The following is a 17,249-nucleotide window of genomic DNA, read 5'->3' on the forward strand; positions in this document are numbered from 1 at the left end:
GGTCAGCCGATCGTCGCCGGCAGCGCCAGCGGCGCGCCGTTGAGGCGCACGTTCTCCAGGCGCAGGCCCGTGACGTGCCGGATCTCGTGCGGGGCGGGCGTCGCGCGGACGGCGACGTCGCGCAGCACCAGGTCGCGCAGGGGCGCGTCCGGCACGCCGACGGCGCGGATGCCGGTCTTCGCGCGCTCGCACGTCACGCGCTCGATGCGCACGTCGCGGACGTCGGGCGGGAACTTCCCGCCCCGGTAGCCCTGGTAGGCCGTCGTGAAGTTCACGAACAACTCGGCCTCGCGCATCGTCACGTCGCGGATGCGCACGTGCGTGATCGACCCGCCGCGGTCGAGGTTCGTCTTGAAGTAGATGCCCGTGAAGGTCGAGCCCACGCGGACGTCGTGCAGGAAGACGTTGCGGATCCCGCCCGACATCTCGCTGCCCAGGCAGAGCGCCGCCTTCAGCGACGTCATGTCGCAGTCGCGGAGGACGATGTTCTCCGACGCCTGGCCCACGCGCCACCCGTCCTGGTCGCGCCCCGACTTGATGGCGATGCAGTCGTCGCCGGTGTCGAAGGTGCACTTCTCCACCAGCACGTCCGTCGACGACTCGGGATCGATGCCGTCGTTGTTCGGGTTGTGGCTGCGCACGGTCACGCCGCGCACGGTCACGTTCTGGCAGTAGACCGGGTGGATCCCCCAGAACGGCGCGTCGACGACGGAGAAGCCCTCCAGCAGCACGTCGCGGCAGCCCCACAGCTGGATCATGCCGGGGCGCAGGAAGTGCCCGGGGCCGAAGACGCGCTCGTGGACCGGCACGCCGTCGATCCCCATCTGCCGCAGCCGGTTCACGTCCGCGTCCTGCCGCGCGCGCCAGCCGGCGAAGGTGGCCTTGCCGTTCCCGTCGAGCGTCCCGCGCCCGGTGATCGCGACGCCGGTCGCCTGGTAGGCGTAGACGAGCGGCGAGTAGTTGAGGCACTCCGTCCCCTCCCACCGCGTGAGCACGAGCGGCAGGTAGTGCGCGGGATCGGCGCTGAAGCGCACCGTCGCGCCCTCGGCCAGGTGCAGCTCGACGCGGCTCTTGAGGTGGATCGGGCCGTCGCACCGCCACGCGCCCTTCGACACCACCACGCGTCCGCCGCCGGCCGCGTTGGCGGCGGCGACGGCGCGCGCGATCGCGGGGCGGCAGTCGGTCGCGCCGTCGGCCACGCCGCCGAACGCCGTCACCGCGAAGTCGCGCGCGGGGAACGTCGGCGGGCGGATGCGCGCCAGGATCGCCGCCAGCTCGCGCGCGTCGTCGTCGGGCGCAGGCGCCGGCGTCTGCGCGCCCGCGTCCACGCGCGGGAGCCCGAGCGCGGTGCCCGCGCCGACCGCCAGGCCGGCGCGCAGCAGGTCGCGGCGCGTCGGCATCGCTACGCGCCCACGGCCTGGCCGTTCACCTGCACGTTGCGCAGCACCAGCCCGCGCACGCCGTCGGTGACGTTGCCCTTCTCCACGCCATCGAAGCGGCAGTCGATCACGCGCACGTCCGAGATCTCGGAGCTCGCGTAGGCGCGCATGTAGAGCCCGTGCTTGCTCTTCCGGCTGGTGACGCGCAGCAGCTCGACGTCCCGCACGACCGGGCGGAAGGGGCCCTTCTCCCCCTCCTCGTAGTACAGGTCCACCGACAGCACCGAGTCGGCGACCGTGCCCACGGTCACGTCGCGCATGTAGACGTGCTCCAGCACCCCACCGCGCATCGCGTTGTTCTTGAAGCGCAGCGCGCGGTCGAGGTTCGGGCTGTCCATCTGGCACTTCTCGGTGAACACGTTGCGCACGCCGCCCGAGATCTCGCTGCCGATCGTCACGCCGCCGTGGCCGTCCTTCATGCGGCAGTTGCGGATGACGACGTTCTCCGTCGGCACCGCCAGGCGGCGGCCGTCGGCGTTGCGCCCCGACTTGATGGCGATGCAGTCGTCGCCGGTGTCGAAGTAGCAGTCCTCGATCAGCACGTCGCGGCACGACTCGGGGTCGCAGCCGTCGTTGTTGGGACCGTGCGTCTCGATCCGCACGCCGCGCACGGTGACGTTCGTGCACAGCACCGGGTGGATCTCCCACATCGGCGAGTTGTGGATCGTCACGCCCTCGATCAGGACGTTCGTGCACCGGTACGGCTGGATGAACTGCGGCCGCAGGTAGCTGCCCTCGGCGAAGACGCGCTGCGCCACCGGCGTCCCCCCCTCGACCATCGCCATCAGCCGGTCGCGCGCGGGCTTCTGCGTCGGCATCCCGTCGCGCCAGCCGTCCTCCTTGCCGCCCTTCCACGGCCACCAGTGCGTGGTGTCGGCCTGGCCGTCCAGCACCCCCTCGCCGGTCACCGCGACGTCGCGCTCGTCGAGCGCGTAGATGAGCGGCGAGTAGCCCATCATCTCCATCCCCTCCCAGCGCGTCAGCACGGTGGGGAGGTACGCGCGGGGGTCCTGGCTGAACGCGACCGTCGCGTCCTTCATCACGTGCAGGTTCACGCGGCTGCGCAGGCGGATCGGTCCGGTGAGCCAGCGGCCCGGCGGCACCGTCACGCGCCCGCCGCCCGCCGCGCGGCACGCTTCGATCGCGCGCGCGAACGCCTGCGTGCAGTCCGTCCGGCCGTCGCCCACCGCGCCGTACGTGCGGACGTCGAAGTCGCGCTGCGGGAACGTCGGCGGCACGATGCGGCCGAGGATCTCCGGCACGAGGTCCCAGCCCGTGGCACGCGAGGCGGTCGCGCCCGCACGTGGGGCCGTGCGGCAGCCGAGCAGCAGCGACGGCGCGGCGAGCAGCGCGCCGGCGCCGAGGAGCGTCTGCCGCGCGAAGTCGCGGCGGGACGGATGAGGGGACGCGGACATCGGGAGGACCTCGCGGTGGATCGGCGTCGACTCGCGCTCAGCGCGCGGCGGGCGACTGCTGCTTGGTGACGCGCGGCGCGGGCGGCGCGGGCGTCGCGGGCGCGGCGCCGTCGGCCGGGTGCGTGCGCGCCCAGCGCTCGTAGCGGCGCAGCGCGCTCGCGGGCTCGTAGCTGTACCACGCGTAGCCCGAGCGCCGGTCGGTGAGCTGGTTCCAGTCGTACAGCTTCACGCCGTCGCGGTTGCTGAAGATCGGGCGGTTCGTGCCCAGCTCCGCGAGCCGCGCCCACACCGGGCCGGCGCCCGGCTCCGCGCGCAGGCCGGTCTGGTAGTCGTAGCGGATGTCCTTCAGCGCCGTCTTCCGGAACCACGCCGCCGCCGCGTGCACGGCGGCCTGCACGGGCGGGATCGGATCGGGCTGCGCCATCAGGAAATCGAGCAGGTTCGCGCTCTCCTTGCCGCTCAGCCCCACCAGCTCGTAGCTGCGCGCCATGATGGGCGCGAGCGTGATGGGATCGTGCTGCTGCCCCCACGCGGTGCGCACGCCGTCCACCACCACCTGGCTCGACACGATGCACTCGGTGCCGCGCGCGACCGCCGATGCGGCCCGCGCGCGCGTCGCGTCGTCGGCGCCACCGAGCTTCGCGGTCGCGACGTCCTTCAGCAGCTGCAGCACGTTCACCGTCGCGTCGTCGTTGAACGTCGCCGCGTCGTGGTAGCCGCCCTGCAGCGGGAAGACCTGCGGGAAGCAGCCGGTGGGGAGCTGCGCGCGCAGCAGGTACGTCACGCCGCGCCCGAACGCCGCGCGCTCGGGCGCACCGGCCGCCGCCTCGCCCGCGGCCAGCGCCGCGCCCAGGTAGCGCAGCTGCTCGATGGTCGCGTCGTTGTCGATCGTCGGCACGTACGACCAGCCGTCGCCCTCGGTGCCGAACGCGGTGCCCGGCGCGCGCGGCACGCGCACGTCCAGCCGCTTGCTCCAGCCGCCGCTCGGCGTCTGCCACGTGAGCAGCGCGCGCGTGAGCGCGCGCCCCGAGTCGCTCGCGAGCCACGCCGCGGTCATCGACGGCTGCGTGCGGAAGCCCGCGTGCTTGGGTGCCGGCGCCATGCGGTCGCGTCCCACCGACGCCAGCTCGCGGCGCATCGCCTCGCGGTCCAGGCGGCGCAGCGAGTCCGACGTCGCGACGTACGCCTCCCACGCGCGGCGCTGCGCGTCCGGCAGCGCGGCGATGCGCGCGGGCGCGAGCAGCTCGCCCGTCGCGGGCTTCTGCGCGCCCGCCCGCGGCGCGGCACACGCGGCCGCCGCCACGCCGATGGCGAGCGTCGCGACGCGGGCGTGCCTCATCCGCGCGCCACCGCGCCGTCGATCGGCGCCGGCTCCAGGCGCGGCACGATCACGTGGATCACGAACAGGCCCACGACGTACGCCAGCCCGCACACCACGAACACCGGGCCGTAGTCGCCCGCGTGCGTCTGCAGGTAGGCGCCGGTCGCGCGCTGGAACGCGAAGCCGCCCAGCGCGCCCGCGCAGCCACCGATGCCGACGATCGACGCCACCGCGCGACGCGGGAAGAGGTCGGTCGTGAGCGTGAACAGGTTCGCCGACCACCACTGGTGCGCGGCCGCGGCCACCGACACGATCGCGACGGCGAGCCACATGCTGTCGACGCGCGGCGCCAGCATCGTCGGCACGATGGCCGCCGCGGCGATGCCCATCGTCGTCTTGCGCGCGCGGTTCGCGGACCAGCCGCGCTTCAGGAACGCGCCCGACACCCAGCCGCCCGCCACCGAGCCGACGTCGGCGAACAGGTAGATCGCGATCAGCGGCGCGGCCAGCCCGGCCAGCTTGATGCCGAAGCGCGCGTCCAGGAACTTGGGCAGCCAGAACAGATAGAACCACCACACCGGATCGGTGAGCAGCTTCCCGAGCGCGAACGCCCACGTCTGCTTGTAGCCCAGCAGCGTGCCCCACGGGATCGGCGTCGTGGGCTCCACCGCGTCGCTGCGGATGTACGCCAGCTCGCCGGCCGACAGCTTGGGATGCTCCTCGGGCTTGCGGTAGATCGCGAGCCAGAGCGCGAGCCAGACGAACCCGAACGCGCCGGTGACGATGAACGCCCAGCGCCACCCCCACGTGAGCGCGATCCACGGCACGATGAGCGGCGTGATGATCGCGCCGACGTTCGAGCCGGCGTTGAAGATCCCCGTCGCGAACGCGCGCTCCTTCTTCGGGAACCACTCCGCCACCGTCTTGATGGCGCCGGGGAAGTTGCCCGACTCGCCGAGGCCGAGCGCGAAGCGCGCGACGCTGAAGCCCGTGGCCGACCGCGCCAGCGCGTGCGCCATCGCCGCCGCGCTCCAGATCACGATCGCCACCGAGAAGCCCTTCCGGGTCCCGATGCGGTCCATCAGCCGCCCGATCGTCAGGAAGCCGAGCGCGTACGCGAAGGTGAACCACGACACGATCGCGCCGTACTCCGCCTCGTTCCAGCCGATCTCGGTCTGCAGCGTCGGCGCCAGGATGCCGAGCACCTGGCGGTCGATGTAGTTGATCGTCGTCGCCAGGAAGAGCAGCGCGCAGATCGTCCACCGGTAGCGGCCGACCGCGGCGGCCGCGCCGCCCGGCGTGGGCGCGGCGGGAGGCGCGCTGGTCGTGCGCGGCGAGAGCTTCGGCGCCAGCCCGTCGGCGGGCGGCTGCTGGGTGGCCATGGCGACCTACCGGTGGGAGGAGAGGAGCCGCTCGACCTCGTCCGCCGTCACGCGGTTGAAGTCTCCGGGGATCGTGAGCTTGAGCGCGCTCGCCGCCGTGGCGAAGCGCACCGCGTGGGCCGGCGACCGGCCCTCGAGCAGCGCGTGCAGCAGGCCCGCGACGAAGCTGTCGCCGCCGCCCACGCGGTCCACCACCTGCACCTGGTGCCGCCCGCCCTCGTGCATCGCGCCGTCCGCGGCATCCCACAGGAACGCCTGCCACCCGTGCTCGCTCGCCGAGATCGTCTCGCGCTGCGTGATCGCGACCCGCGTGCACCCGAACAGCTCGTGCACCTTCTCGGCGGTCGCGCGCAGCGCCTCGGGCGGCTCGGGGATCGTGCCCGCGGTCGTGATGCCGAGCATCGTCTCGATCGCGCCGGGATTCGCGATCAGCAGCTGCGCGCGCTTCGCGATCGGCTGCAGGATCGGCTTCGGGTCGCGGCCCACCCAGAGCGCGGGGCGGAAGTTGAGGTCGAGGCTCACCGGGACCGACGCGGCGCGCGCGGCGTTCAGCGCCGCGTGCACGGAGCGCAGCGGCCCCTCGCCCAGCGCCGGCGTGATGCCCGAGACGTGGAACCACTCGGCGCCGCGCAGCACGGCGTCCCAGTGCACGTGCTCCGGCTCGATCTCCGAGAACGCGCTGCCCGCGCGGTCGTACACCACGCGCAGCGGCCGCACGTCGGCGCCGCCCTCCACGAAGTAGAGGCCCATGCGCGCGCCGCCGCGCGCGCACGCGCGCACGCCGACGCCCTCGGCGCGGAGCGCGGCCAGCGCCGCGTCGCCCAGGGCGTTCGACGGGACGCGCGTCACGTGCTCCACGCGCGCGCCGAAGTGCGCCAGGCTCGCCGCGGTGTTCGCCTCGCTGCCGCCGAAGTAGGTGCGCAGCGTCGGCGACTGGAACAGCCGCTCGTGCCCGGGCGGCGAGAGGCGCATCAGCACCTCGCCGAAGGTGACGACGCGCTTCATGCGCCCACCCCCGTTAGTGCGCCGCGCACGGCGGCGACGTTCTCGCTCGTCTGCCGCGCGCGCGCGGTGATCGCGGCCATGTCGTTCGCCGCCACCAGCTTCGCGTCCACCAGCGCGGAGCCGAGCCCCGCCGCGACCGCGCCCGCGCGCAGCCAGTCGCCGACGTTCGCCGGCGTCACGCCGCCGGTCGGCATCAGCCGCAGGAACGGCATCGGCGCCATCACGCCCTTCAGGTACGCCGGCCCGAGCGTGTCCGCCGGGAAGACCTTCACGACGTCGGCGCCCGCCTCGTGCGCGGTGAGGATCTCGGTCGGCGTGTATGCGCCCGGCATCGCGGGCACGCCCTGCCGGTGCGACTCCGCCACGACCTCGGCGCGGAAGACGGGGCTCACGACGTACGTCGCGCCCGCCTCGACGGCGCGGCGCGCGGTGTCGGCGTCGAGCACCGAGCCCGCGCCCACCAGCAGCGCGTCGCCGCCGGCCTTCCGCAGCGTCGCGATGAGCTCGAGCGCGCCGGGCGTGGTGAGCGTCAGCTCGATGGCGGTCACGCCGCCGGCGGCCAGCGCGTCCACCACCGCCAGCGCGCGCTCGGCGTCGGGGAGGCGCACCACGGCCACCGCGCCGCGCGCCACCAGGTCGTCCACGATGCGCCGACGGGCGTCGGCGTGGGGGGCAGGATGCATCACGTCGTCGGGAGGGAGGCGGCGAGATGGGCCTCGAGCGTGCGCTCGACGCCGTCGGAGAGGAGGCGGGCCAGCGCGTCGCGCACCGCGTCGAGCAGCCCGGGGACCTGCGTCAGGTCGGTACCCCACAGCGTCGCGTCCGACAGCGCGGCGCCCGCGACGGCGTCGGGCGCGTGCGTCGCCCACAGCGTGCAGAGGCGGTCGCGCTGCTCGTCGGCGGGGACCGCGAGGCCGGCGATGCGGCGCCGCTCCTGCAGGTCGCCGCGCGCGAACAGCAGGAACGCCGCGAGGCCGAGCGACAGCAGCGCGGGCGCGCGCCCGGTGCGCGCGACGGAGCGCTCGATGGTGGGCACCACGCGCACGCGCATCTTCATCGTCGCCTGCAGCGTGATGTCGAACAGCGCGTGGCGGATGTACGGGTTGGCGAAGCGGTCCAGCACCGCGAGCGCGAACGCCTCCGCCGCGGGATCCTGCAGCGTGGGCGCGATCTCGTCGAGCATCACGCGGCGCACGAACGGGCCGACCAGCTCGTGCGTCATCGCGTCGCGCACCGTCTCGCAGCCGGCCAGCAGCGCCAGCGACACGGTGATGGTGTGCGCGCCGTTCAGCAGCCGCACCTTCCGCTCTCGGTATGGCCGCGCGTCGTCGGTGATGACGACACCCGGGTCCGCGTCGACGAAGCCCAGGCGGTCGCGCAGCGCTTTAGCCTGTCCCGAGGGAAGCGAGGGATCGCCCTCGATCACGAACAGGCGATACAGCTCGCACGCGGTCAGCAGCTCGTCGCGGTAGCCGAGCGACGCTCGCAGGGCGGCCGCATCCTCGTCGGCCGGCGCGCCGGGGACGATGCGATCGACCAGCGTGTTGCAGAACGGCACCGCCTGCTCGATCCAGGCGCGGAAGTCGGCGCCGAGCGCCCAGCGGTCGGCCAGCGCCAGCACGATCTCGCGCAGCCGGTGGCCGTTGTCCTCGATCAGCTCGCACGGCACCACGACCACCCCACGCTCGGCCGCGAAGTCGAACGCGCGCGCGCGCTCGAACAGGAAGCGCGTCAGCTTGCCGGGAAAGGAGCGCGGCGGCTCCAGGTCGAATCGGTCGCCCTCGTCGAGCGCGATGCCGACCTCGGTGGTGTTGGAGAAGACGACGCGCAGCTGCGGCGCACGCGCGACCTTCAGCACCTCGTCCCACTCGGTGGCGGCGGAGAGCGCGCGGCTCACCGCGCCCACGACGCGGATCTCCTCGCGCGCGGCGCCCTGCGACAGCCCGCGCGCGACGAGCGTGTACAGCCCGTCCTGGTCGGTGAACGCGCGGTCGCGCCCACTCCCCGTGGAGCCCACGGCGACGACGCGGCCGTTGAACTCCCCGCGGCGATTGGCGGCGTCGACGAAGTGGTCGACGAAGCCGCGCAGGAACGCGCCCGTCCCGAACTGCACCGCGGTCTCGGGCAGCGTCAGCGTGCCCGCCGGCGGCAGGTCCACGGCCGGGAGGCCGGAGAGGGCCAGCGCGCGCGTGAGCGTCGGCAGGGTGGCGTGCGACGACGTCGCCGACATCAGAGCGTCACCCCTTCCTTCCAGATCGCGATCTCGCGGTAGCCGTGGCGCTCGTTGTTCGCGAGCCGACGCCCCGACGCGACGTCGATGACGGTGGCCAGCAGCTCGTCGCACAGCTGGTCGAGCGTCGCGCTGCCGTCCAGCACGCGGCCGGCGTCGAAGTCGATCCAGTGCGGCTTGCGGCGTGCGATGTCCGAGTTGGAGCTCACCTTCACCGTGGGCACGGGAAAGCCGAGCGGCGTGCCGCGGCCCGTGGTGAACAGCAGCACGGTGGCTCCGCTGGCGGTCATCGCCGTCGACGAGACGCCGTCGTTGCCCGGCGCCTCCAGCAACGTAAGCCCCGCGCGCCGCACGGGCGCCCCGTAGCGGCGCACGTCGGTCACGGTCGCGCGCCCGCCCTTCTGGATCGCGCCGAGCGACTTCTCCTCCAGCGTCGTCAGCCCGCCCGCCTTGTTGCCGGGCGACGGGTTCTCGTACACGGGCTGGCCGTGGCGAAGGAAGTACTCCTTGAAGTCGTTGACCATCGCCACGAGCGCGTCGAACGTCTCGCGGTCCGCCGCGCGGTCCATCAGCACCTGCTCGGCCCCGAACATCTCCGGGACCTCGGTGAGGATCACGCGGCCGCCCATCGCCGTCAGCCGGTCGGCCAGGCGGCCGAGCAGCGGGTTGGCGCTGATGCCGCTGAAGCCGTCCGAGCCGCCGCACTTGTGGCCGAGCACGAGATCGCTGACGGGGCAGGGCTCGCGGCGGTCGGACGCCATGCGCGCCACCAGCTCGCCCACCGCGTCGACGCCCGCCTCGACCTCGTCGACGACGTCCTGCGTGTTGAAGAAGCGGAGCCGCGTGCGATCGACGCCGTCACCCGCGGCGGCGAGCAGCTGGTCCATCTGGTTGTTCTCGCAGCCGAGGCCGAGCACCAGCACGCCGCCGGCGTTGGGATGGCGCAGCAGGCCGGCGAGCACCGCCTGCGTGTTGCGCAGGTCGTCGCCGAGCTGGCTGCAGCCGTACGGGTGCGCGAAGGCGTGCACGCCGTCCACCGCACCCGCGTAGCGCGCCGCCGCCTCGCGCGCGATCCGCTCGGCCGCCGTGTTCACGCAGCCGACCGTGTTGATGATCCAGACCTCGTTGCGCGTGCCCACGCGCCCGTCGGCGCGGCGGTAGCCGTCGAAGGTGAGCGTCGTGGGCGCGACGGCCGCCGCGCCGCGCGCGACGCTCGCGTCGAACGTGTAGTCGAGCGTTCCTTCCAGCCGCGTCTTCAGGTTGTGCGAGTGCAGCCAGGTGCCCGCCGCCACGTCCGTCGTCACCGCGCCGATCGGCATGCCGTACTTGTGCACCGCCTGGCCCGCGGCCAGCGCGCGCAGCGCGACCTTGTGGCCCGCGGGCACGTCCTCCGCCAGCGTGACGCGCACGCCCTCCACCTCGACCTCGCTGCCGGCGGGCAATCCGCGGACAAGGACTGCGACGTCGTCGTCCGGATGCACGCGCACGGCGGCCGGGCCCGTGGCGGGCGGCGCGGCGGGCGCCACCGCGCGATCGGAGGTGCGGAGCCCGACCAGCTCCGCGGGCGTGTGCGTCTCTGCGCTCATGCGTCGGCGTCCAGCTTGTAGGTGCGGCGCACCAGGTCGTAGGCCAGCGCGCGCGCCATCGGCCGCGCATCGTCCATGTCGATCACGTGCCGCGCGACCAGCCCCGCGAGCCAGTTCGCGTCCACGCGGCGCGACAGGTCGTGCCGCGCGGGGATCGAGCAGAAGGCGCGCGTGTCGTCGTTGAAGCCGGCCGTGTTGTAGATGCCGGCCGTCTCGGTGACGCGCTCGCGGTAGCGCGTCATCCCCTCCAGCGAGTCGTGGAACCACCACGCGGGGCCGAGGCGCAGGGCCGGGTAGTGGCCCGCCAGCGGCGCCAGCTCGCGCGCGTACGTCGACTCGTCGAGCGTGAACAGCACCATCGTGAAGCGCGGGTCGTTGCCGTACGTCTCCAGCAGCGCCTGCAGGTTGCGCGTGTACTCGGTGGCGACCGGGATGTCCGCGCCCTTGTCGGCGCCGAAGCGCGCGGCGACCACGCCGTTGTGGTCGCGGAACGCGCCGGGATGCAGCTGCATCACCAGCCCGTCCTCGGTGCTCAGGCGCGCCATCTCCAGCAGCATGTGCGCCTCGTAGCGGCGCTGGTCGGCGGGCGTCGCCTCGCCGGCGCGCGCGCGCTGGAAGAGCGCGTCGGCCTCCTCGGGGCGCAGCGCGGCCGTGTACGGCTCGACGACCGCGTGGTCGGTGGCCGTCGCGCCCATCGCCTTGAAGAAGGCGCGGCGCGTCGCCAGCGCGTCCACGAACGCCGCCTGGTCGCCGATCGGCGCGCCGTGCACGCGCTCGAACGCGGCCAGCGCGTCGCGCCACGTGGGCGCCGCGATGCGCAGCACCGCGTCGGGACGGAAGGTTGGGATCACGCGCCCCTTCCAGCCCGACTCGCGGATCGTCCGATGGTGCTCCAGCGAGTCGCTGGCCGCGTCGGTGGTGGCCAGCAGCTCGATGTTGAACCGCTCGAACAGCGCCCGCGGGCGGTACTCAGGGCTCTGCAGCCGCTCGGCGATCTCGTCGTAGATCGCCTGCGCGGTGTCGCCCGACAGCTTCGTGCGGACGCCGAACACCTCGTGCAGCTCGTGGTCGAGCCACGCGCGCGTGGGCGTGCCGCGGAACAGGTGCCAGTGCTCCGCGAAGCGCTGCCAGATGCGGCGCGGGTCGCCCTCGACCGGCGTGCCGTCGCGCGTCGGGATCCCCAGGTCCTCCAGCGGGACGCCCTGCGAGTAGAGCATCCGGAAGATGTAGTGGTCGGGGATCAGCAGGAGCGCGGTCGGCTCCGGGAAGGGCGCGTTCTCCGCCAGCAGTGCGGGCTCGACGTGGCCGTGCGGGCAGACGAGGGGCAGGCCGCGCGTCTCCTCGTACAGCGCGCGGGCGATGCGGCGCTGCGTGGGCTCGGCGGAGAAGAAGCGGTCCTCGTGGAGGACGAGGGGCTCGCCGGCGCCCGAGCGGGAAGCCGCGGGGGCGGAGGAGGCGAGAACGTCGCGCGCGGGAGCGGACACGGCAGCGGGGCTCGGAGATCAGGGAGCCGCGCCGGGCGGGGCGCGTCTCCGTCATTTGGACGGCGGCAGAACAAAGTGCCGACAGAGGCCGCCGCTCGTCTACGTCCTCCGACGCCACTCCGCTGCGACGCAGGGAGCACGCGGCGCGGCGGCGCCAGCCATATTGTTCTTGCGAAAAACAATATCTGGCGCCAGTGTAGGACCGGGCGGGAGAAAGCGCAATACCGCGCGCTGCCCGCGCCACGGTCCCGCCCGCCCGTCCCACCCGCCTGAACTCGCCTACACTCGCCTCCGTCGTGCGGAAGATCAACACCCGGCGCTTCGTCCGCGCCACGCGCTCCACGCCCCGCGAGATCAACCGCCAGATCATCCTCAACCTGGTGCGCGAGCACCAGCCGATCTCGCGCGCCGACCTCGCGCGGCGCATGGACATCGGGCGCGGCATGGTGACCTCGCTGGTCGACGAGCTGCTGGAGGAGGAGGCGATCTACGAGGGCGCGACGGTGGACGCGCCACGCGGTCGCAAGCCGAAGATGCTCTACGTCCGCACGCGCGACCGCCTGGTGGTCGCGGTGGACGTGCGCTTCAGCCGCACCTACCTCATGCTGAGCGACTTCGGCGGGACGCCCATCGCGCTCGAGCAGTTCGACACACTCACCGACCCGGCCGCGCTGGTGGCCGAGCTGGCGGAGCGGATCCAGCGCGTGCTGGCGACGCACGGCGCGGTCGGCCGCTGCGAGGGCGTGGGCCTCGTGGTGCCCGGCATGGTGGACCACCGCAGCGGCCGCGTGCTCTACGCGCCGCAGCTGGGCTGGCGCGACGTCGCGCTGCGCGACCTGCTGTCCGCCGCGCTCGACTTCCCCGTGCACGTCGAGAACGCCCCCATCGCCTGCGCGCTCGCCCACATGTGGCTCGGCCAGCGCGGGAGCGAGGCGGTGACCGACTTCGTGTACGTCACCGTCGGCGACGGCGTGGGCGCGGGCGTGGTGGTGAACGGCGAGGTCGTGCGCGGCCACGGCAACACCGCGGGCGAGTTCGGCCACATCCCCATCGACCTCGCGGGCCCGCGCTGCCTGTGCGGCGCGGTCGGCTGCCTGGAGGCGCACACGTCCAACCTCGCCACGCTGTCGCGCTACCTGGGGCAGGAGCTGTCGCCCTCGCAGACGCGCCGGCTGCTGCAGGAGACGGGGCTGACGATCCTCGACGTCATGGCGCGGGCGCGCTCGGGCGACGCGCGCGCGGTCGCGGCGCTGGAGGAGACGGCGCGGCACCTCGGCACCGGGCTCGCGGTCATCATCAACGCGCTCAACCCCGGGCAGATCTACGTCGGCGGCGAGATCACGGCCGCGTGGGAGCAGCTGGCCCCCATCGTCCGCCGCGGGATCGCGGAGCGCGCGCTGACGAGCGAGGCCTCGGCCACGCCGCTCATCCCCGAGCCGCCGAGCGACCATCCGCGCCTGCGGGGGGCGACGGCGCTGGTGGCAGCGCCGCTGTTCGCCGCGCCGCAGGTGGCCTGATCGTGGCCTGACTCAGCGCCGGCCCGCGTCCTCCACGGCCACGACGTCCACCAGCGCCGCCACGCGCTGCGGCAGGTGCGTCTCCGGGCGGCGCGCCTCGACGGCGCACAGGCGCGCGAGGCCGCGCGTCGTCTCCACGTCCAGCCCCGCCGCCGCGCAGTCGTGGCAGAAGCGGCGGGTCAGCTGTCGCAGCTCCTCGGAGCTGACCGGCTGCAGCAGCGCGAGCTGCGTCGTGTAGCCGCGGAGCGTGTCGACGAGGTTCGGCAGGGACATGGCGCGGGCACGGGATGGCGGGACGCGCCTCCTCGCGACGCCCACTGCATCGATACGCCGGTCGCGCTCGCTTCGTGGCGCGCGCGGGTGACGGTGGTCACGCCGCGCCGCACTTCACGCCGTCTTACACGAAGTCGTCACGCGCTCTCGCCGCGCGGCAGCGTGAGCGTGAACGTCGAGCCCACGTGCAGCTCGCTCTCGACCGTCAGGTCGCCGTGCATCCCGCGCGCGAGCTCGCGGCTGATCGCGAGCCCGAGCCCCACGCCCTCGGTGGGACGCGAGTAGTGGCGGTCCACCTGCACGAACGGCTCGAACACCTGCGCGCACCGGTGCGCCGGGATCCCGCAGCCGGTGTCGCGCACGCGCAGCGCGACCACGTCGCCGTCCAGCGCGCACTCGACGGTGATGGCGCCGCCGCGGTCGGTGAACTTCACCGCGTTGCTCAGCAGGTTGAGCAGCACCTGCTGCAGCTTCTCGGCGTCCGCGTGCACGGCCAGCGCCGCGCCGCCCACGTGCGCCGTGTAGTGCAGCCCCTTCGCCGCCACCTGGGGCGCGATCATGATCTCCGCCGACGCCAGCGCCTGCGCCACGGGCACGTCGCGCAGGTCGTAGCGGATCGTGCCGGCGCCCAGCTTGGCGAAGTTCAGCACGTCGTTGATGAGGCCCAGCAGGTGCTGCTGGCTGCGGCGGATGCGCGTGAGGTCGGCCAGCTGCTCCGGCGTCAGCGGCCCGCGGATCCCGAGCTCCAGGATGTCCACGTAGCCGCCGATCGCGTTCAGCGGCGTGCGCAGCTCGTGCGACATCGTCGCCAGGAACGCGCTCTTCGCCTCGTTCGCCGACTCCGCGCTGCGGCGCGCGCGGTGCGCCTCGTCGCGCGCGTGGCGCGCGTCCGCCAGCGCGGCGTGCAGCTCGCGCTCGCGCGCCTGCAGGTCGGCGAGCGCCTGCACCTCGGTGCGCCGGTCCAGGCAGAGCGCGAGGCCCTGCTCGTGCGAGCCGTCGAAGAACGCGCTCGCGATCAGCACCGGCACCGGCGTGCCGTCGCGCGCGCGGTACTCCTTCGCGTACGGGCCGTGGCGCCCCGTCGCGTGCAGCTCGGCCACGCGCGCCGCGTCGTCGGCGTGCCAGCGCTCCGGCGTCAGCGACCGCCAGTCGATGCGCCCCGCCGCCAGGTCGTCGCGCGTGTAGTCCAGCAGCGCCAGGAAGGCGTCGTTCGCGTCGGTCACGCCGCCGTCGATCGTCCAGAAGAAGACGCCGACGATCCCCGAGTCGAGGATGCGCCGCAGCCGCGCCTCGCTCAGGCGCAGCGCGTCGGTGGTCGTCTCCAGCGCCGCCAGCCGCTGCTCGGCCAGCGTCGCGGCCCACCGGTGCGCCTGCAGCAGCCGCTCCTGCTGCTGCTCGGCGCGGCGGCGCGCGGTCACCTCGACGCAGGCGCCCGTCATGTAGTCGGGCGCGCCCGTGGCGTCGCGGAAGGTGCGGCCCTTGTCGTCCAGCCAGTGCACCGTGCCGTCCGGCCAGACGACGCGGAACTCCTCGTGGAAGTCGGCGCCCTCGCGCGCGCAGCGGGCGCAGGCCTCGATCACGCGCGCGCGGTCGTCGGGGTGCACCATCGCCACGAAGCGCTCCAGCGACCGCACCGTCTCACCGGGCTCCAGGCCGAAGAGGCGGTCGAGGCTCTCGTCCCACGCCAGCGCGTTGGTGCGGATGTCCCACCGGAAGGTGCCCGTCTGCGACGCGTCGAGCGCCGCGCGCAGCCGCTCCCCGCGCTCGGCCAGCGCGCGCTCGGCCCGGCGGGCGGCGGTGTCGTCGCGCAGCGTGCCGATGAAGCGGCGCGCACGGCGGGGCGCGCCGGGCGGGTCGTCGGCCCAGACGGCGCGGCCGACGGCGTGCACCCAGCGCTCGTCCCCCGCGAGCGACGTCGTGCGGAAGACGACGTCGAACGGCGCGGCGACGCCCGGATCGAGCGACATGCGGGCCGCGGCGCGCACCCACTCGCGGTCCTCGGGGTGCACGCGGGCCAGGCACTGGGCGGGCGTCGCGGCCCCCTCGCCGGGGAGGCCCAGCAGGGCACGGCTCGTCGCGTCCCACTCGAGCACGTCGCTGCCGCGCTCCCACGCCCAGACGCCGATGCCCGCGGCGGCCAGCGCGAGGCGCACGTCGTCGCCCGCGCCGTCCGCGCCCGCGGCGGGGGGACGCGCGGGAATGGAAGCGGCGCCCGGCACGTCCAGGGACGCGCCGGCGGCGTGGGCAGCTCGTGGAGTGGGCATCGGTCGCAAACGCCGAGCACTGCAATTACGGTTCCCCGGACCTTGCATGGAGCCGCGCGGTCCCGCCATCCGGTGGGTGCGGCGCGTCCCGTGCACCAGTGCGCGGGATGCGGACGGCAGAACTTCCGAACGGCGACGAGGTCGGGCACGTGGAGCAGCAGGGATCGACGACGCGGGGAACGGAGGGGGCGCTGCTGGGCGCGCGCGTGCGCGCGGCGCGCGAGGAGCGCGGGCTCACCCTGCGCGAGCTGGCGCGGCGCGCCGAGGTGCAGGTGTCGGACATCTCGCGGCTGGAGCGCGGGCTGACCGGCCAGCCGCGGCTGGCGCTGGGGATGGCGCTGGCGCGCGCGCTGGGGCTGACGCTCTCGCAGCTGCTGGGGGAGGACGAGCGGCCGGCGGACGGCGCGCTCGAGGGGCACTCGATCGTCGAGCTGCGGCGGGCGCTGGAGGCGATCAGCCGGGAGGCGACGCGGGTGGCGCGGGTCGCGGAGAGCGCGGCGGCCTCGCTGCGGCGCTGACGCCGCAGGGCGCGGACGCCGCAGGGCGCGGACGCACGAACGGGGCGGCCATCACGGCCGCCCCGTTCGCACATCGCCTCGCACCACCCCGTCCCCCGACGGTGGGTGCCGTCCTGCGTCTGCCTTGTATATCGGCACCGGGACGCGCGGACTTGAGCGCGCGTTCGGGATTTCGTGCCAGTCGGCCCGGCCGGCCGTCACGGGGGCGGCCCGCGCCGTCACGACGTGTGGGGCGGGGCGTCGCCGGACGTCAGCGGGCGGGGCGCGTGGGCGCCACGGGCGCCCGCGCGACGATGGCGTTCCTCGGCGTGAGGTCGACGGCGCCCATGTAGGGCCGCACGACCACGGGCAGGTCCCAGCGGTAGGTGGCGCCCTTCCAGAGCACGGCGGACTCGGAGACGAGGCGGTAGGTGCCCGCGGGGCGCCCGATGCTCACGACGCCGGCGTCGTTGGTCTGGAGGATCGTGCTGTCGCGCTGCGGGCCGTAGAGCACCAGGCGGTAGCGCGACAGCGGGACGTACGGGGCGTCGAGGTCGTAGAGCGTCACCTGCACGGTGACGGTGACCAGGCCGTTGATCACGATCCCCGGGTCGGCGCGGAACTGCGCGCGCGCCGGCGCCCCGGTCAGCAGCAGCGCGAGGAGGGTGGCGAGTGCGACGCGTCGCATGCGCCAAGGTCGAATCGCCCGGCCGAATCTGCAAGCCGGGCGCGAGCGGGAGCCCGGCGCTTGCGCGCGCGGACGACGCGTGCAAGTTGCGGCGTCGCGTTCCCGGCGGTCGCCGGCGCCCCCGCGCGATGCCCGTCCACGCAGGCCT

General features: G+C 74.3%; 14 protein-coding genes. 2 read left to right on the forward strand and 12 right to left on the reverse strand.

The window, feature by feature from the left end; translation table 11 throughout:
• Positions 1-2: 2 nt before the first annotated feature.
• Genes rosag_RS01245 through uxaC form a run of 9 tightly spaced genes read right to left on the reverse strand, consistent with a single transcriptional unit; the run spans position 3 to position 11,739 of the window.
• A complete protein-coding gene (locus rosag_RS01245; protein WP_284348185.1) occupies positions 3-1,400 on the reverse strand; it encodes a glycoside hydrolase family 28 protein in 1,398 nt (465 codons plus the stop codon).
• A gap of 2 nt (positions 1,401-1,402) precedes the next feature.
• Positions 1,403-2,854: a glycoside hydrolase family 28 protein gene (locus tag rosag_RS01250; RefSeq protein WP_284348186.1), complete on the reverse strand. Its 1,452-nt coding sequence runs from the start codon at positions 2,852-2,854 to the stop codon at positions 1,403-1,405.
• 37 nt (positions 2,855-2,891) lie between these two features.
• Complete coding sequence (pelA, locus tag rosag_RS01255; protein ID WP_284348187.1) at positions 2,892-4,193, reverse strand: pectate lyase; 1,302 nt, start codon at positions 4,191-4,193, stop codon at positions 2,892-2,894.
• Positions 4,190-5,557 carry an MFS transporter gene (locus rosag_RS01260; protein WP_284348188.1) on the reverse strand — a complete coding sequence of 456 codons (1,368 nt, stop codon included), beginning with the start codon at positions 5,555-5,557 and terminating at the stop codon, positions 4,190-4,192. The genes pelA and rosag_RS01260 overlap by 4 nt, the downstream gene beginning before the upstream one ends.
• 6 nt (positions 5,558-5,563) lie before the next feature.
• Positions 5,564-6,562, reverse strand: coding sequence for a sugar kinase (locus rosag_RS01265; protein WP_284348189.1), 999 nt, complete (start codon positions 6,560-6,562; stop codon positions 5,564-5,566).
• A complete protein-coding gene (locus rosag_RS01270; RefSeq protein WP_284348190.1) occupies positions 6,559-7,245 on the reverse strand; it encodes a bifunctional 4-hydroxy-2-oxoglutarate aldolase/2-dehydro-3-deoxy-phosphogluconate aldolase in 687 nt (228 codons plus the stop codon). The genes rosag_RS01265 and rosag_RS01270 overlap by 4 nt, the downstream gene beginning before the upstream one ends.
• Complete coding sequence (locus tag rosag_RS01275) at positions 7,245-8,792, reverse strand: tagaturonate reductase (RefSeq protein ID WP_284348191.1); 1,548 nt, start codon at positions 8,790-8,792, stop codon at positions 7,245-7,247. The genes rosag_RS01270 and rosag_RS01275 overlap by 1 nt, the downstream gene beginning before the upstream one ends.
• Positions 8,792-10,378, reverse strand: coding sequence for a UxaA family hydrolase (locus tag rosag_RS01280; RefSeq protein WP_284348192.1), 1,587 nt, complete (start codon positions 10,376-10,378; stop codon positions 8,792-8,794). The genes rosag_RS01275 and rosag_RS01280 overlap by 1 nt, the downstream gene beginning before the upstream one ends.
• Positions 10,375-11,739 carry a glucuronate isomerase gene (gene uxaC / locus rosag_RS01285; protein ID WP_425607471.1) on the reverse strand — a complete coding sequence of 455 codons (1,365 nt, stop codon included), beginning with the start codon at positions 11,737-11,739 and terminating at the stop codon, positions 10,375-10,377. Before uxaC ends, rosag_RS01280 begins: the two co-directional genes overlap by 4 nt.
• Before the next feature lie 419 nt (positions 11,740-12,158).
• Between uxaC and rosag_RS01290 the strand changes: the two genes are divergently transcribed.
• Positions 12,159-13,379 (forward strand): ROK family transcriptional regulator, encoded by a 1,221-nt coding sequence (locus tag rosag_RS01290; protein ID WP_284348194.1) that lies wholly within the window; start codon positions 12,159-12,161, stop codon positions 13,377-13,379.
• A gap of 12 nt (positions 13,380-13,391) precedes the next feature.
• On the opposite strand, the gene rosag_RS01295 is transcribed toward rosag_RS01290, so the two are convergent.
• Together rosag_RS01295 and rosag_RS01300 are read right to left on the reverse strand one after the other, a co-directional pair.
• Positions 13,392-13,652, reverse strand: a complete 261-nt coding sequence (locus rosag_RS01295; RefSeq protein WP_284348195.1) for a hypothetical protein — start codon at positions 13,650-13,652, stop codon at positions 13,392-13,394.
• Between the two features lie 137 nt (positions 13,653-13,789).
• The gene (locus rosag_RS01300) at positions 13,790-15,916 is read right to left on the reverse strand and encodes a PAS domain-containing sensor histidine kinase (RefSeq protein WP_284348196.1); all 2,127 of its coding nucleotides are present in this window, start codon (positions 15,914-15,916) and stop codon (positions 13,790-13,792) included.
• Positions 15,917-16,023: 107 nt separating this feature from the next.
• On the opposite strand from rosag_RS01300, the gene rosag_RS01305 reads away from it, so the two are divergent.
• Positions 16,024-16,434, forward strand: coding sequence for a helix-turn-helix domain-containing protein (locus tag rosag_RS01305; RefSeq protein ID WP_284348197.1), 411 nt, complete (start codon positions 16,024-16,026; stop codon positions 16,432-16,434).
• A gap of 250 nt (positions 16,435-16,684) precedes the next feature.
• On the opposite strand, the gene rosag_RS01310 is transcribed toward rosag_RS01305, so the two are convergent.
• Positions 16,685-17,101, reverse strand: a complete 417-nt coding sequence (locus rosag_RS01310) for a hypothetical protein (protein ID WP_284348198.1) — start codon at positions 17,099-17,101, stop codon at positions 16,685-16,687.
• Positions 17,102-17,249: the final 148 nt, after the last annotated feature.

This window comes from Roseisolibacter agri (assembly GCF_030159095.1).
Classification (GTDB): Bacteria; Gemmatimonadota; Gemmatimonadetes; order Gemmatimonadales; family Gemmatimonadaceae; genus Roseisolibacter; species Roseisolibacter agri.

What these genes read in the sequence shown, in the direction of transcription:
- rosag_RS01305 (WP_284348197.1), top strand. Translation starts at nt 16,024, where the DNA reads ATGCGGACGGCAGAACTTCCGAACGGCGACGAGGTCGGGCACGTGGAG.
- rosag_RS01300 (WP_284348196.1), bottom strand. Translation starts at nt 15,916, where the DNA reads ATGCCCACTCCACGAGCTGCCCACGCCGCCGGCGCGTCCCTGGACGTG.
- rosag_RS01295 (WP_284348195.1), bottom strand. Translation starts at nt 13,652, where the DNA reads ATGTCCCTGCCGAACCTCGTCGACACGCTCCGCGGCTACACGACGCAG.
- rosag_RS01280 (WP_284348192.1), bottom strand. Translation starts at nt 10,378, where the DNA reads ATGAGCGCAGAGACGCACACGCCCGCGGAGCTGGTCGGGCTCCGCACC.
- rosag_RS01270 (WP_284348190.1), bottom strand. Translation starts at nt 7,245, where the DNA reads ATGCATCCTGCCCCCCACGCCGACGCCCGTCGGCGCATCGTGGACGAC.
- pelA (WP_284348187.1), bottom strand. Translation starts at nt 4,193, where the DNA reads ATGAGGCACGCCCGCGTCGCGACGCTCGCCATCGGCGTGGCGGCGGCC.
- rosag_RS01310 (WP_284348198.1), bottom strand. Translation starts at nt 17,101, where the DNA reads ATGCGACGCGTCGCACTCGCCACCCTCCTCGCGCTGCTGCTGACCGGG.
- rosag_RS01245 (WP_284348185.1), bottom strand. Translation starts at nt 1,400, where the DNA reads ATGCCGACGCGCCGCGACCTGCTGCGCGCCGGCCTGGCGGTCGGCGCG.
- rosag_RS01250 (WP_284348186.1), bottom strand. Translation starts at nt 2,854, where the DNA reads ATGTCCGCGTCCCCTCATCCGTCCCGCCGCGACTTCGCGCGGCAGACG.
- rosag_RS01275 (WP_284348191.1), bottom strand. Translation starts at nt 8,792, where the DNA reads ATGTCGGCGACGTCGTCGCACGCCACCCTGCCGACGCTCACGCGCGCG.
- rosag_RS01260 (WP_284348188.1), bottom strand. Translation starts at nt 5,557, where the DNA reads ATGGCCACCCAGCAGCCGCCCGCCGACGGGCTGGCGCCGAAGCTCTCG.
- rosag_RS01265 (WP_284348189.1), bottom strand. Translation starts at nt 6,562, where the DNA reads ATGAAGCGCGTCGTCACCTTCGGCGAGGTGCTGATGCGCCTCTCGCCG.